This is a genomic window from Streptomyces sp. JNUCC 63, assembly GCF_054366325.1.
The window spans coordinates 6,611,761-6,626,346 of record NZ_CM135963.1 but is presented as its reverse complement, the minus strand read 5'-3'; the positions used below and the strand labels follow the sequence as shown (position 1 = coordinate 6,626,346).

General features: G+C 65.3%; 8 protein-coding genes and 3 rRNA genes. 2 read left to right on the top strand and 9 right to left on the bottom strand.

Features of this window, described 5'->3' with window-relative positions; genetic code table 11:
- Window positions 1-102 precede the first annotated feature (102 nt).
- The 8 genes from ACX25U_RS30500 to ACX25U_RS30465 form a co-directional block, all read right to left on the bottom strand.
- A complete protein-coding gene (locus tag ACX25U_RS30500) occupies window positions 103-1,020 on the bottom strand; it encodes a DUF881 domain-containing protein (RefSeq protein ID WP_454384763.1) in 918 nt (305 codons plus the stop codon).
- A 5-nt stretch (window positions 1,021-1,025) separates the two neighbouring features.
- Complete coding sequence (locus ACX25U_RS30495; RefSeq protein WP_003988855.1) at window positions 1,026-1,358, bottom strand: small basic family protein; 333 nt, start codon at window positions 1,356-1,358, stop codon at window positions 1,026-1,028.
- Window positions 1,355-2,251, bottom strand: coding sequence for a DUF881 domain-containing protein (locus ACX25U_RS30490; RefSeq protein ID WP_454384761.1), 897 nt, complete (start codon window positions 2,249-2,251; stop codon window positions 1,355-1,357). The genes ACX25U_RS30495 and ACX25U_RS30490 overlap by 4 nt, the downstream gene beginning before the upstream one ends.
- A gap of 150 nt (window positions 2,252-2,401) precedes the next feature.
- Window positions 2,402-4,897: a sugar phosphate nucleotidyltransferase gene (locus ACX25U_RS30485; RefSeq protein ID WP_454384759.1), complete on the bottom strand. Its 2,496-nt coding sequence runs from the start codon at window positions 4,895-4,897 to the stop codon at window positions 2,402-2,404.
- Between the two features lie 115 nt (window positions 4,898-5,012).
- Window positions 5,013-5,621 (bottom strand): CDP-alcohol phosphatidyltransferase family protein, encoded by a 609-nt coding sequence (locus ACX25U_RS30480; protein WP_073948556.1) that lies wholly within the window; start codon window positions 5,619-5,621, stop codon window positions 5,013-5,015.
- 110 nt (window positions 5,622-5,731) lie between these two features.
- Window positions 5,732-5,848 (bottom strand): 5S ribosomal RNA (gene rrf / locus ACX25U_RS30475).
- An 84-nt stretch (window positions 5,849-5,932) separates the two neighbouring features.
- Window positions 5,933-9,055: ribosomal RNA gene (locus tag ACX25U_RS30470) — 23S ribosomal RNA — on the bottom strand.
- A gap of 304 nt (window positions 9,056-9,359) precedes the next feature.
- Window positions 9,360-10,885, bottom strand: a 16S ribosomal RNA gene (locus ACX25U_RS30465).
- The 16S, 23S and 5S rRNA genes sit together here, the layout of an rRNA operon.
- Window positions 10,886-11,416: 531 nt before the next feature.
- Here ACX25U_RS30465 and ACX25U_RS30460 point away from each other — a divergent pair.
- Together ACX25U_RS30460 and ptsP are read left to right on the top strand one after the other, a co-directional pair.
- Window positions 11,417-11,866: a PTS sugar transporter subunit IIA gene (locus ACX25U_RS30460; protein ID WP_454384756.1), complete on the top strand. Its 450-nt coding sequence runs from the start codon at window positions 11,417-11,419 to the stop codon at window positions 11,864-11,866.
- A gap of 80 nt (window positions 11,867-11,946) precedes the next feature.
- A complete protein-coding gene (gene ptsP, locus ACX25U_RS30455; protein ID WP_454384754.1) occupies window positions 11,947-13,617 on the top strand; it encodes a phosphoenolpyruvate--protein phosphotransferase in 1,671 nt (556 codons plus the stop codon).
- Window positions 13,618-13,687: 70 nt separating this feature from the next.
- On the opposite strand, the gene ACX25U_RS30450 is transcribed toward ptsP, so the two are convergent.
- The gene (locus ACX25U_RS30450) at window positions 13,688-14,581 is read right to left on the bottom strand and encodes a hypothetical protein (RefSeq protein ID WP_454384752.1); all 894 of its coding nucleotides are present in this window, start codon (window positions 14,579-14,581) and stop codon (window positions 13,688-13,690) included.
- Between the last annotated feature and the right edge of the window lie 5 nt (window positions 14,582-14,586).

Here is a 14,586-nt window from a genome sequence, read left to right as displayed (position 1 = left end):
CGTCCGTATCCACCAAACAGTTTCCACCACGCACCACCCAATCGGTGCGTCGACCCCCCGCAACCTCATGCCCCTGCCGGACAGCCGCCATGCACCGCCGGTTCACTGCGAGGACGACCGAGCGTAGTCAGGGCGCTTCGCCGCCCGCAAGGCGTCCACGACGATCTTGTCCGACCGCTCGACGATCACGGTGGCCTGCTCCTTCTCAAGGGTCTGCACCACGCCTCCGGGGATGTTGAGCGCCGGCTCGAGGTCCTGCGGCTTGCCGATGACCTGGAAACGATAGGGAGCTTCGATCTTGTTCCCGTCGACGTCAACACTCTTGCCGGAGTCGGTCAGATAGGTGCCCGCGACCACCCGTACCCCGTTGATCTGGATCGCCTCCGCACCGGCCGCGCGCAGCTCCTGTATTGCGTCGAGCAGCATGTCCGCCTGGACCGTCCCCTTCGTGTCCTCGATCGTCATCGTGATGCCGGGCCCCTGCGCGCCCACCGTGCCCGCCAGGATGCCGAGTTGCTTCTCCTTCTCGGCCGTCTGCTTACGGGCCTCCTCGGCCTGGTCCGAGCTGTTCTCCAGCTCCTGGCGCTGCTTCTCGAGACCCTGCTTCTCGTCCTCAAGACGCTGAGTACGGTCGTCCAGTTCATCGAGGATGCGAACAAGATCTTCCTGCCGGGCGCCGCGCAGCGCGCTGTCACTGTCGCTGTTGGAGGCGACCTGCACGGCAAGCCCGAAGCCGAGGCCGAACAGCAGCAGGGCGACGACGAGTTGGGCCCGGGTGAAGCGCGGCGGCCACAGGCTCTTCACCAGCCGTTGGCGGCCCGTCAGCGCAGGTTCGGAGGCTTCCTCGGCGTTCCGGCCGTCGGCGGCGGTCCCCTCCGTCCCGGAGGCGGCATCGGCCTCGGCGGCCGCCGGTGGGGGCACTTCCTCGGGCAACTCCTTGCGCAGCGGCTGCCGCTCGGGCCGTTCGTCGCGGATGTCCGCACTCCGCCCGTTCTCGGGCTGTTCGTCCTGGTTGCTCATCGCTCTCACGCCCGGAACACGTGCCGTCGGATCGCCGCGGCGTTGGAGAAGATGCGGATGCCGAGGACAACCACGACGCCCGTGGACAGCTGGGCGCCCACGCCCAACTTGTCACCCAGGAACACGATCAGCGCGGCGACGACCACGTTCGACAGGAACGACACGACGAACACCTTGTCGTCGAAGATGCCGTCGAGCATGGCCCGCAGACCACCGAAGACGGCGTCCAGCGCCGCCACGACGGCGATCGGCAGATAAGGCTCGACGACCGCCGGAACCTCGGGCCGGACCAACAGGCCGGCCACCACTCCCACGACGAGGCCCAGTACGGCGATCACGATGTGCCCTTCTCAGTGCTCGGCTGTGCTGTACGTACGATCACACTCGGTGCCGCGGGCAGCCGGAGGTCGCTCTCCACGGAGATGCCGGTCCGGATGCCGTAGCTGTCCCGCAGAGCATCCAGATACAGCCCGTCGGGGCTGTCCTGGAACCGGGAGCTCAGCCTGTTCCCGTCCCCCACCGCGAGCACCGTGTACGGCGGCACCAGCGGCCTGTTGTCGACCAGTATGGCGTCACCCGCGGCCCTGATCGCCGACAGGGCGGTCAGCCGCTGCCCGTTGATGGAGACGGCCTCGGCCCCCGCCTGCCACAGCCCGTTGACGACCCGCTGCATGTCCCGGTCGCGCACCCGCCCGGTGTCGGAGAAACCCGATGTCCCGCGCGGGTCGCCGTTGCCGCCGCTGCCGACTTCCTTGGCGTCGTTCACGACGAGCTTCACACCGGGCCCGTGCACTTCGATGGCGCCCGCCAGCACACCCACCAGGTCGGCCCGGGCGTCGCCGCCGCTGTGCCGGAGCGCCTGGCGCTGCCGCGCGCTCACGTCGTCGCGCAGCTTGTCGACGGTGTCCTCGAGCCTGTCGGCCGCCGCCGTCTCACGGTCGATGCGGTCGATCAGCTCCTGGCGCTCCTTGGCGACGACCGGGGCCACCACGCGCGCCTGTGCCGCTCCCACGGTCACGACGAGCGCGGCCAGCACCAGGCCGGCCGCCAGCCCCAGTTTCGCTCCGACGGTCTTCGGCATGCCGCTCTCGCCCGCGGCCTTCTTCCGCGCGGCGGCCTCGGCATAGCCGTCGTCGAGGCTGTGATCCATGACGTTGGTGATCAACGACATGGAGGCGTCCGGACGGGAGGGCCGCGCGGGGTTGCTCCGAATGGGGGGTTGCTGCGGCATGCCGCACATCGTCGCACGTCGCGACCGAGACCTCCGAACGGCCCCACCGGCATGCCGGACAGGCCCCCCTTGGGGGACACTTGTCCGGCACGCGTGCGTGCTGTCCGTTTTACCGGCCGGCTTGCCGGCTCCACCGGCCGATGCCGTGTGCTACCGGCCGGCGCTGTCCACCACCGCCGACCACTCGTCCAGCAGTGCCTGGGCGGAGGCGTCGTCGGGCCCCTCGGCCCACAGGTGGGTGACCGCTTCGGCCGGGTCCGGCAGGACCATCACCCAGCGCCCGTCGGCCTCCACGACCCGCACACCGTCCGTGGTGTCCACGAAGCGGTCTCCGGCCTCCTCGACGACCCGGCGCATCACCAGGCCCTTGACCGCCCACGGAGTCGCCAGGTCCCGCTTGAGGACATGCGCCCGCGGGATCCGGGCGTCGATCTGGCTGAGGGTGAGCTGTGTGCGCGCCACCAGCCCGATGAGCCGTACGAAGGCCGCCGTACCGTCGTAGACACTGCCGAACTCCGGGACGATGAACCCGCCCTTGCCGTCACCGCCGAAGATCGTCCCCTCCTCGCCGCCGACCCGCGTGAGGTCGTCCGGAGAGGTCGTCGTCCACTCGACCTGAGTGCCGTGGTAGGCGGCCACCTGCTCGGCGATGCGGGTGGTGGTCACCGGAAGCGCCACCCGGCCGCTGCGCCGCTCGGCCGCCACGAGGTCGAGCATCACCAGCAGCGCCCGGTCGTCCTCGATGATGCGGCCCTTCTCGTCGACGAGCGACAGCCGCTCGCCCACCGGGTCGAACCGCACGCCGAACGCGGCCCCGGAGGACGCCACGATCTCGCCAAGCCGCGTCAGGCCCGAGCGCCGCATGTCGGCGGTCTCCGTCGGCCGGCCCTCGTCGAGGCCGGGATTGATCGTCAACGAGTCCACGCCGAGCTTGCCGAGCAGGCTGGGCAGGACGAGACCGGCGCTGCCGTTCGAGGCGTCCACGACGACCTTCAGACCCGACTCGGCGATCCCGGTGGTATCGACGTTGCGCAGCAGCGAACCGGTGTACGCGTCGAAGACGCTGGCCGGGAAGTACAGGTCACCGATCTCGCCGGGGAACGCGCGCCGGTACTCCTGACGGGCGAAGATCCGGTCCAGCTTCCGCTGACCGCCCTGGGACAGATCAGCGCCCTGACTGTCGAAGAACATGATGTCGACCGAGTCCGGCACCCCGGGCGTGGTCCGGATCATGATGCCGCCGGCGCTGCCGCGCGCGGTCTGCTGCCGGGCGACCGGCAGCGGTACGTTCTCCAGGTCCCGTACGTCGATCGCGCTGGCCTGGAGGGCCGAGATCACCGCACGCTTGAGCGCGCGGGCACCACGGGAGTGGTCGCGGGCCGTGGTGACCGTGGACCCCTTCTTGAGCGTGGTCGCGTAGGCGCCGGCGAGGCGTACGGCCAACTCCGGGGTGATCTCCACGTTCAGGATGCCGGACACTCCGCGCGCCCCGAAGAGGTGCGCCTGGCCCCGCGACTCCCAGATGACCGAGGTGTTGACGAAGGCGCCGGCCTCGATCGTCTTGAACGGGTAGACCCGCACATTGCCCTGCACGATCGATTCTTCACCGATCAGGCACTCGTCACCGATGACCGCGCCGTCCTCGATCCGCGCCGCACGCATGATGTCGGTGTTCTTGCCGACCACACAGCCGCGCAGATTGCTGTGCTGTCCGATGTACACGTTGTCGTGTACGACGGCCTTGTGCAGGAAGGCACCGCTTTTGACGACGACGTTGGAGCCGACCACGGTGTGTTCGCGGATTTCGGCCTCGGCCTCCACCTTGGCGTAGTCGCCGATGTAGAGCGGTCCGCGCAGCACGGCGTCCGGGTGCACCTCGGCTCCCTCGGCGACCCAGACCCCCGGGGAGATCTCGAAGCCGTCGATCTCGACGTCGACCTTGCCTTCCAGGACGTCGGCCTGTGCCTTCACATAGCTCTCGTGGGTGCCGACGTCCTCCCAGTAGCCCTCGGCGACATAGCCGTAGATCGGCTTGCCCTCCTTCATCAGCTGCGGGAAAACGTCGCCGGACCAGTCGACCGGAACATCGGGTTCTACATAGTTGAACACCTCGGGCTCCATGACATAGATGCCCGTGTTCACGGTGTCGGAGAAGACCTGGCCCCAGGTCGGCTTCTCCAGGAAGCGCTCGACCTTGCCCTCTTCGTCGACGATGGTGATGCCGAATTCCAGCGGATTGGGCACGCGCGTGAGACACACGGTCACCATCGCGCCCTTTTCCTTGTGGAAATTGATCAGCTCGGTGAGATCGAAGTCGGTCAGGGCATCACCGGAGATGACCAGGAAGGCATCGTCCTTCAGCGCCTCCTCGGCGTTCTTGACGCTTCCGGCGGTACCGAGTGGCTTCTCCTCATTGGCATAGCTGAGCTCCATTCCGAGCTCCTCGCCGTCACCGAAGTAGTTCTTGACCAGCGAAGCCAGGAACTGGACCGTGACGACGGTCTCGTTCAGCCCATGCCTTTTGAGCAACCGCAGCACGTGCTCCATGATCGGCCGGTTGACCACCGGCAGGAGCGGCTTGGGCATGCTCGAGGTCATCGGACGAAGGCGCGTGCCTTCGCCTCCGGCCATCACGACGGCCTTCATGTCGGAAGCGTCCTCCTCTAGAGACGACGATCTGGCCGACTTCACCCGTCCTGATTGTCCCGCACTTTTCCGAAGCGGGCCATCGGAGCCACTGCGGCTGCCTCAATGGGCGAGCTCAGTCGGCCATGGCGTCCGCACGAACCAGGCGGCGGACTTGTACCACGTAGAGGACTCCTGCCCACCAATAGAGCGTTGTACCCCATCCGGCGAACGCCCATCCGAAAATAGCTGCGAGTGACGCGATCCAACCGCTGCCGTCACTGAGCAGCAACAGCGGGAAGGCGTACATCAGGTTGAACGTCGCCGCCTTCCCAAGGAAGTTCACCTGGGGCGGCGGGTAGCCGTGGCGCCTGAGGACGCCTACCGCCACCAGCAGCATCAATTCCCGCGCCAGGAGCAGCACGGTCAGCCAGAGCGGCAGAATCTCGCGCCAGGTGAGGCCGAGGAGCGTGGAGAGAACATAGAGCCGGTCGGCCGCGGGGTCGAGCAGCCGGCCAAGGCTGCTGACCTGGTTCCACCGCCGCGCGAGCTTGCCGTCCAGGTAGTCACTGACCCCGCTCAGCGCCAGCACCAGCAGGGCCCAGCCGTCGCTCTTGGGACCACCGAACTCCGGCCTGAGAATCAGCCACAGGAAAAGGGGCACGCCAAGCAGCCGTGCCATGCTGAGGATGTTCGGGATGGTGAGGACCCGGTCCGTCTGGACGCGGGTCTCCTGGACCTCCACCCGGGGGCCTCCTGGGGAAAACGTGCCGACGATGCCTCCTGACCTTACCTCAACGCAAAAAAGCTCTGGCTCCTGGGTTGTGTTACCCAAGAGCCAGAGCTGTAAAAGGAGTTCGGCGGTGTCCTACTCTCCCACAGGGTCCCCCCTGCAGTACCATCGGCGCTGTGAGGCTTAGCTTCCGGGTTCGGAATGTGACCGGGCGTTTCCCTCACGCTATGACCACCGAAACACTATGAAACCGTCAGCCGGCCATGTGTGGCCACATGGGACCGTTCGTGGTTTCAGAACCGACACAGTGGACGCGAGCAACTGGGGACAAGCCCTCGGCCTATTAGTACCGGTCACCTCCACGCCTTGCGGCGCTTCCAGATCCGGCCTATCAACCCAGTCGTCTACTGGGAGCCTTACCCCATCAAGTGGGTGGGAGTCCTCATCTCGAAGCAGGCTTCCCGCTTAGATGCTTTCAGCGGTTATCCCTCCCGAACGTAGCCAACCAGCCATGCCCTTGGCAGAACAACTGGCACACCAGAGGTTCGTCCGTCCCGGTCCTCTCGTACTAGGGACAGCCCTTCTCAAGACTCCTGCGCGCACAGCGGATAGGGACCGAACTGTCTCACGACGTTCTAAACCCAGCTCGCGTACCGCTTTAATGGGCGAACAGCCCAACCCTTGGGACCGACTCCAGCCCCAGGATGCGACGAGCCGACATCGAGGTGCCAAACCATCCCGTCGATATGGACTCTTGGGGAAGATCAGCCTGTTATCCCCGGGGTACCTTTTATCCGTTGAGCGACGGCGCTTCCACAAGCCACCGCCGGATCACTAGTCCCGACTTTCGTCCCTGCTCGACCCGTCGGTCTCACAGTCAAGCTCCCTTGTGCACTTACACTCACCACCTGATTGCCAACCAGGCTGAGGGAACCTTTGGGCGCCTCCGTTACCCTTTAGGAGGCAACCGCCCCAGTTAAACTACCCATCAGACACTGTCCCTGATCCGGATCACGGACCCAGGTTAGACATCCAGCACGACCAGACTGGTATTTCAACGACGACTCCCACCGCACTGGCGTGCGGCTTTCACAGTCTCCCAGCTATCCTACACAAGCCGAACCGAACACCAATATCAAACTGTAGTAAAGGTCCCGGGGTCTTTCCGTCCTGCTGCGCGAAACGAGCATCTTTACTCGTAGTGCAATTTCACCGGGCCTATGGTTGAGACAGTCGAGAAGTCGTTACGCCATTCGTGCAGGTCGGAACTTACCCGACAAGGAATTTCGCTACCTTAGGATGGTTATAGTTACCACCGCCGTTTACTGGCGCTTAAGTTCTCAGCCTCGCCCACCCGAAGGTGAGCTAACCGGTCCCCTTAACGTTCCAGCACCGGGCAGGCGTCAGTCCGTATACCTCGCCTTACGGCTTCGCACGGACCTGTGTTTTTAGTAAACAGTCGCTTCTCGCTGGTCTCTGCGGCCACCCCCAGCTCGGAGTGCAAGACTCGTCACCGGGCGCGGCCCCCCTTCTCCCGAAGTTACGGGGGCATTTTGCCGAGTTCCTTAACCATAGTTCACCCGAACGCCTCGGTATTCTCTACCTGACCACCTGAGTCGGTTTAGGGTACGGGCCGCCATGAAACTCGCTAGAGGCTTTTCTCGACAGCATAGGATCATCCACTTCGCCGCAATCGGCTCGGCATCGGGTCTCGGACTGCATGCCAGGCGGATTTGCCTGCCTGGCGTCCTACACCCTTACCCCGGGACAACCACCGCCCGGGCTGGACTACCTTCCTGCGTCACCCCATCACTCACCTACTGACCGCTTGGTCCGGCGGCTCCACCACTCCCCTCAACTCCGAAGAGATCAGGGCGGCTTCACGGCCTTAGCATCACGATGCTCGATGTTTGACGCTTCACAGCGGGTACCGGAATATCAACCGGTTGTCCATCGACTACGCCTGTCGGCCTCGCCTTAGGTCCCGACTTACCCTGGGCAGATCAGCTTGACCCAGGAACCCTTGGTCAATCGGCGCACACGTTTCCCACGTGTGTATCGCTACTCATGCCTGCATTCTCACTCGTCAACCGTCCACGACTACCTTCCGGTGCCGCTTCACCCGGCAGACGACGCTCCCCTACCCAACCCAGCACCCGTTGGGGCTTGCCGCTGGATTGACACGACTTCGGCGGTACGCTTGAGCCCCGCTACATTGTCGGCGCGGAATCACTAGACCAGTGAGCTATTACGCACTCTTTCAAGGGTGGCTGCTTCTAAGCCAACCTCCTGGTTGTCTGAGCGACTCCACATCCTTTCCCACTTAGCGTACGCTTGGGGGCCTTAGTCGATGCTCTGGGCTGTTTCCCTCTCGACCATGGAGCTTATCCCCCACGGTCTCACTGCCGCGCTCTCACTTGCCGGCATTCGGAGTTTGGCTAAGGTCAGTAACCCGGTAGGGCCCATCGCCTATCCAGTGCTCTACCTCCGGCAAGAAACACACGACGCTGCACCTAAATGCATTTCGGGGAGAACCAGCTATCACGGAGTTTGATTGGCCTTTCACCCCTAACCACAGGTCATCCCCCAGGTTTTCAACCCTGGTGGGTTCGGTCCTCCACGAAGTCTTACCTCCGCTTCAACCTGCCCATGGCTAGATCACTCCGCTTCGGGTCTTGAGCGTGCTACTCAACCGCCCTGTTCGGACTCGCTTTCGCTACGGCTACCCCACCCGGGTTAACCTCGCAACACACCGCAAACTCGCAGGCTCATTCTTCAAAAGGCACGCAGTCACGAGAACGAGGCAAGCCCCGTTCCGACGCTCCCACGGCTTGTAGGCACACGGTTTCAGGTACTATTTCACTCCCCTCCCGGGGTACTTTTCACCATTCCCTCACGGTACTATCCGCTATCGGTCACCAGGGAATATTTAGGCTTGGCGGGTGGTCCCGCCGGATTCACACGGGATTTCTCGGGCCCCGTGCTACTTGGGTGTCTCTTCGACGAGCCGCTGACGTTTCGGCTACGGGGGTCTTACCCTCTGCGCCGGACCTTTCGCATGTCCTTCGCCTACGCCAACGGTTTCTGACTCGTCCTGTTGCCGGCAGACAACAGCAAAGAGATCCCACAACCCCGCATGCGCAACCCCTGCCGGGTCTCACACGCATACGGTTTGGCCTCATCCGGTTTCGCTCGCCACTACTCCCGGAATCACGGTTGTTTTCTCTTCCTGCGGGTACTGAGATGTTTCACTTCCCCGCGTTCCCTCCGCACTGCCTATGTGTTCAGCAGCGGGTGACAGCCCATGACGACTGCCGGGTTTCCCCATTCGGAAACCCCCGGATCACAGCCTGGTTGACGGCTCCCCGGGGACTATCGCGGCCTCCCGCGTCCTTCATCGGTTCCTGGTGCCAAGGCATCCACCGTGCGCCCTTAAAAACTTGGCCACAGATGCTCGCGTCCACTGTGCAGTTCTCAAACAACGACCAGCCACCCATCACCCCCGGACAACATCCGGAGTTCACTGGGGCCGGCGGCCGAGGAAAGGTCATTCCCTCAGACACCCAACAGCGTGCCCGGCCGGAACCCGTCCGGAGATCATGCGTTCCACGCTCCTGCGAGCAGTACTGGCAGCCTCCGGCCCGTGCATCCGGCCGAATAATCAACGTTCCACCCATGAGCAACCAGCACCGGGCACTCGCCGGTGTACTGGCCCCCGGCCGGGCAAGCCCGGCAAGAAGTGCTCCTTAGAAAGGAGGTGATCCAGCCGCACCTTCCGGTACGGCTACCTTGTTACGACTTCGTCCCAATCGCCAGTCCCACCTTCGACGGCTCCCTCCCGCAAGGGGTTGGGCCACCGGCTTCGGGTGTTACCGACTTTCGTGACGTGACGGGCGGTGTGTACAAGGCCCGGGAACGTATTCACCGCAGCACTGCTGATCTGCGATTACTAGCAACTCCGACTTCATGGGGTCGAGTTGCAGACCCCAATCCGAACTGAGACAGGCTTTTTGAGATTCGCTCCGCCTCGCGGCATCGCAGCTCATTGTACCTGCCATTGTAGCACGTGTGCAGCCCAAGACATAAGGGGCATGATGACTTGACGTCGTCCCCACCTTCCTCCGAGTTGACCCCGGCGGTCTCCTGTGAGTCCCCAGCACCCCGAGGGGCCTGCTGGCAACACAGGACAAGGGTTGCGCTCGTTGCGGGACTTAACCCAACATCTCACGACACGAGCTGACGACAGCCATGCACCACCTGTACACCGACCACAAGGGGGACCCTGTCTCCAGGGTTTTCCGGCGTATGTCAAGCCTTGGTAAGGTTCTTCGCGTTGCGTCGAATTAAGCCACATGCTCCGCTGCTTGTGCGGGCCCCCGTCAATTCCTTTGAGTTTTAGCCTTGCGGCCGTACTCCCCAGGCGGGGAACTTAATGCGTTAGCTGCGGCACCGACGACGTGGAATGTCGCCAACACCTAGTTCCCACCGTTTACGGCGTGGACTACCAGGGTATCTAATCCTGTTCGCTCCCCACGCTTTCGCTCCTCAGCGTCAGTAATGGCCCAGAGATCCGCCTTCGCCACCGGTGTTCCTCCTGATATCTGCGCATTTCACCGCTACACCAGGAATTCCGATCTCCCCTACCACACTCTAGCCAGCCCGTATCGAATGCAGACCCGGGGTTAAGCCCCGGGCTTTCACACCCGACGTGACAAGCCGCCTACGAGCTCTTTACGCCCAATAATTCCGGACAACGCTCGCGCCCTACGTATTACCGCGGCTGCTGGCACGTAGTTAGCCGGCGCTTCTTCTGCAGGTACCGTCACTTGCGCTTCTTCCCTGCTGAAAGAGGTTTACAACCCGAAGGCCGTCATCCCTCACGCGGCGTCGCTGCATCAGGCTTGCGCCCATTGTGCAATATTCCCCACTGCTGCCTCCCGTAGGAGTCTGGGCCGTGTCTCAGTCCCAGTGTGGCCGGTCGCCCTCTCAGGCCGGCTACCCGTCGTCGCCTTGGTGAGCCGTTACCTCACCAACCAGCTGATAGGCCGCGGGCTCATCCTTCACCGCCGGAGCTTTCGACCCCCGCAGATGCCTGCGGGAGTGATATCCGGTATTAGACCCCGTTTCCAGGGCTTGTCCCGAAGTGAAGGGCAGATTGCCCACGTGTTACTCACCCGTTCGCCACTAATCCACCCCGAGGGGCTTCATCGTTCGACTTGCATGTGTTAAGCACGCCGCCAGCGTTCGTCCTGAGCCAGGATCAAACTCTCCGTGAATGTTTACCGGTAATCCGGTCGACACCACGAGAGCGGTGCGAGAGGAGGAATGATCCCCTCGCACACAGCGTCCTCGCTGTGTTTCTTCAAAGGAACCACGACCATCGGAGTGTTCCGACGGACGGGGTATCAACATATCTGGCGTTGATTTTTGGCACGCTGTTGAGTTCTCAAGGAACGGTCGCTTCCTTCGTACTCACCCTCGCGGGCTTTCCTCCGGGCGCTTCCCTTCGGTGATCCAAACTCTATCAGGGTTTTCCGGTCTCTCTGACCACCGTCCTGCGGGCATGCAGAAGGCGGTCCCAAGATAGGATCTGACAAGTTGGATGCTGCTGGGCATGGACGCACGATCGCGTCACTCATCCCCGAGCAGGGGTACGACTGTACATGGCCCCCGGAGCGGGTGCAAATCGATTGGTTTGGTGGTCTAGACCACCATGGCATACCCTGCTGCACACCGCGCCGTCCGGGACAGGAAGTGCTGTGACGGCACAACGGCACAAATGAATCTCCACCCCTGGGAGGCTTCCCATGACCACCGTGACGTCCCCGCTCGCAGGGCGTGCCATCGGACTGGCTGCCGTGCCGGATCCGGTCTTCTCCGGGGCCATGGTCGGCCCGGGCACGGCGATCGATCCCGTACGCGAGCCCGTCGACGCCGCGGCCCCCGTGGATGGAGTCATCGTCTCGCTGCACCCGCACGCGTTCGTCGTCGTCGACGAGCAAGGGCACGGAGTGCTCACCCACCTCGGCATCGACACCGTGCAGCTCAACGGCGAGGGCTTCGAGCTGCTGGTGAGCAAGGGCGACACGGTGACGCGCGGCCAGGCCGTGGTGCGCTGGAACCCCGCCGCCGTCGAAGCCGCCGGCAAGTCCCCCGTGTGCCCGGTCGTGGCCCTGGAGGCCACTGCGGCCTCCCTCTCCGATCTTCGCGACGACGGCGATGTGAAGGCGGGCGACACTCTCTTCACCTGGAAGTGACACCACTGCCTCCCTGAGGGACGGCGTACAGAACAACCATCGCGGCGGCGGGACCCGCCGCACTATCGGAGACGGGTGAGATGGAGACAACGCTGCGAGGCGTCGGTGTGAGCCACGGAGTGGCGATCGGCGAGGTTCGGCACATGGGGACGGCGGTGCTGGAGCCGCCTGCCAAGCAGATCCCGGCGGACGAGGCGGAGCGTGAGCAGGGGCGCGCCCGTCAGGCCGTGGAGGCCGTGGCGGCCGACCTCATGGCGCGCGGCAATCTGGCGGGGGGCGAGGCCCAGGCGGTGCTCGAGGCGCAGGCCATGATGGCGCGGGATCCGGAGCTGATCGCTGATGTCGAGCGGCGTATCGCCGTCGGCAGTACGGCCGAGCGCGCGGTGTACGACGCGTTCGCCGCCTACCGGGACCTGCTGGCCGGTGCGGGTGAGTACCTGGCGGGCCGGGTGGCCGACCTGGACGACGTGCGGAACCGTATCGTCGCTCGTCTGCTCGGCGTGCCGATGCCGGGTGTGCCGGACAGCGACGAGCCGTATGTCCTGGTCGCCCGTGACCTGGCGCCGGCGGACACGGCGCTGCTGGACCCGGCACTCGTCCTCGGCTTCGTCACCGAGGAGGGCGGGCCGACCAGCCACAGTGCGATTCTGGCGCGGGCGCTGGGTGTGCCGGCTGTGGTGGCGCTGCCCGGCGCCGTCGAGCTGGCCGAGGGCACGGTGATCGCCGTGGACGGAAGCACCGGCGAGGTCTTCGTGAACCCCAGTGATGAGAAGAAGGCTCAGTTGGAGGCCGCGGCCGCCGAGCGCAAGGCCGCGCTGGCCGCCTCGACCGGTCCGGGTGCCACCTCCGACGGTCACAAGATGCCGCTCCTCGCGAACATTGGCGGCCCTGCGGATGTGGTGGCGGCGGTGGAGGCCGGTGCCGAGGGCGTCGGGCTGTTCCGGACCGAGTTCCTGTTCCTGGACGACAACAAGAACGCGCCGTCCGAGGAGAAGCAGGTCGAGGCCTACCGACAGGTCCTGGAGGCCTTCCCGGAGGGCCGAGTGGTCGTACGTGTGCTGGACGCGGGTGCGGACAAGCCGCTGGACTTCCTGACGCCGGCCGACGAGCCGAACCCCGCTCTCGGTGTGCGGGGCCTGCGGACACTGCTCGACCACCCGGAGGTACTGCGCACCCAGTTGTCCGCGCTCGCCAAGGCGGCCGAGGGGCTGCCGGTCTACCTCGAGGTGATGGCCCCGATGGTGGCGGACCGGACGGATGCCAAGGCGTTCGCGGAAGCGTGCCGTGCGGCGGGGTTGCGGGCGAAGTTCGGTGCGATGGTGGAGATCCCGTCCGCCGCGCTGCGGGCCCGTTCGGTGCTGCAGGAGGTCGAGTTCCTGTCGCTGGGGACCAATGACCTCGCGCAGTACACCTTCGCGGCCGACCGGCAGGTGGGTGCGGTGTCCCGGCTGCAGGACCCGTGGCAGCCCGCGCTGCTGGACCTGGTCGCGATGGCCGCCGAGGCGGCGAAGGCCGAGGGCAAGAGCTGCGGCGTCTGCGGTGAGGCCGCTTCCGATCCGCTGCTGGCCTGTGTGCTGACGGGCCTGGGTGTCACCTCCCTGTCCATGGGTGCGGCGTCGCTTCCTTATGTACGGGCGACGCTGGCGAAGTACACGTTGGCGCAGTGCGAGCGTGCGGCGGCTGCGGCACGGGCCGCGGACACCGCCGAGGAGGCGCGCAACGCGGCTCGGGCGGTGCTTTCCGGCGAGTGACGCGGCCGCGCTGTTCGCCGGTGGCTTGCCGAGGGGCGCTCCACTTACGGGTGGGGCGCCCCTCGGGCGTTCAGTGGCGGTGCCGCGAGGTCGGTCCTTCCTCTCCGAGGTCGGGTGGTTCGCTGTAGTCGACGCCGGACTCCGGGGAGATCAGGTCGCCGGATTCGATGTCGGTGCAGTAGGCGTCGAAGACCTCGCCCGCGGTGAGGGGTTCGAGGCCGTCGGCGCGCAGGCGCCAGCCGTAGACGCGGTCGGCTGTGCCGGGGGCGGTGGTGCGCATGACGAGTCCGCCGGGGCTGCCGGTGGCGATGCCGAGAGCGAGGACCGTGGTGAATTCGAGGGCTTCGGCCTCGTCGAGGTGTGTGGCGTCGGTGTCCTCGTCGTCGGCGTGGAGGACGGCGATCAGGGCTTCGGGCGTGCCGGTGACGCTGCACACCAGGTGCCGGTTGCCCGGTGGGGCCGTGTCGAGGATGCGGACGAGGAGGTCCGCGGCGCGGGCGAAGGCGGCGCGGCCGATGTTCTCGCCGCAGCCGGCGCAGGGACCGAGCCGGGCGAGGAGGGTGGAGGCGTACTCCCAGGTGGCCTGGCGGACGGCCTCGTCGACGAGGTCGGGGACGAGTTCCGCGAGAGGCCGTCCGTCGTAGGGAAGCGTGGGGCCTGTGGTGGCGAGTTCGGCGGTGTAGCGGGCGCGGCTGGACGGGATGTCGGGGTCGAGGCCGGTTTTCGCGCAGTATTCGGCGTATTCCCCGGGGTCGAAGAGGGCCACCGTGGTGTGGCCGCCCTGCTCGGCGACGGTTTTGAGGAGCGCCTCGACCTGCCGCAGGTAGGTGGTGTGGTCGTCGAAGGTGAAGCTGCGGTAGCGCCGCATGGCGCGGAAGTCCTGTTCGTCGGTGAGCAGGCCGATGGTGCCGGCGATTTCCCGGCGCAGGACGCGTCGCATGGTTCGGTGGTCGGTGTGCGCCATGTTTC

Excerpts from the sequence above, each read along its gene's own strand:
- ACX25U_RS30490 (WP_454384761.1), bottom strand. The coding sequence starts at position 2,251 with ATGCCGCAGCAACCCCCCATTCGGAGCAACCCCGCGCGGCCCTCCCGT.
- ACX25U_RS30500 (WP_454384763.1), bottom strand. The coding sequence starts at position 1,020 with ATGAGCAACCAGGACGAACAGCCCGAGAACGGGCGGAGTGCGGACATC.
- ACX25U_RS30450 (WP_454384752.1), bottom strand. The coding sequence starts at position 14,581 with ATGGCGCACACCGACCACCGAACCATGCGACGCGTCCTGCGCCGGGAA.
- ACX25U_RS30460 (WP_454384756.1), top strand. The coding sequence starts at position 11,417 with ATGACCACCGTGACGTCCCCGCTCGCAGGGCGTGCCATCGGACTGGCT.
- ptsP (WP_454384754.1), top strand. The coding sequence starts at position 11,947 with ATGGAGACAACGCTGCGAGGCGTCGGTGTGAGCCACGGAGTGGCGATC.
- ACX25U_RS30485 (WP_454384759.1), bottom strand. The coding sequence starts at position 4,897 with ATGAAGGCCGTCGTGATGGCCGGAGGCGAAGGCACGCGCCTTCGTCCG.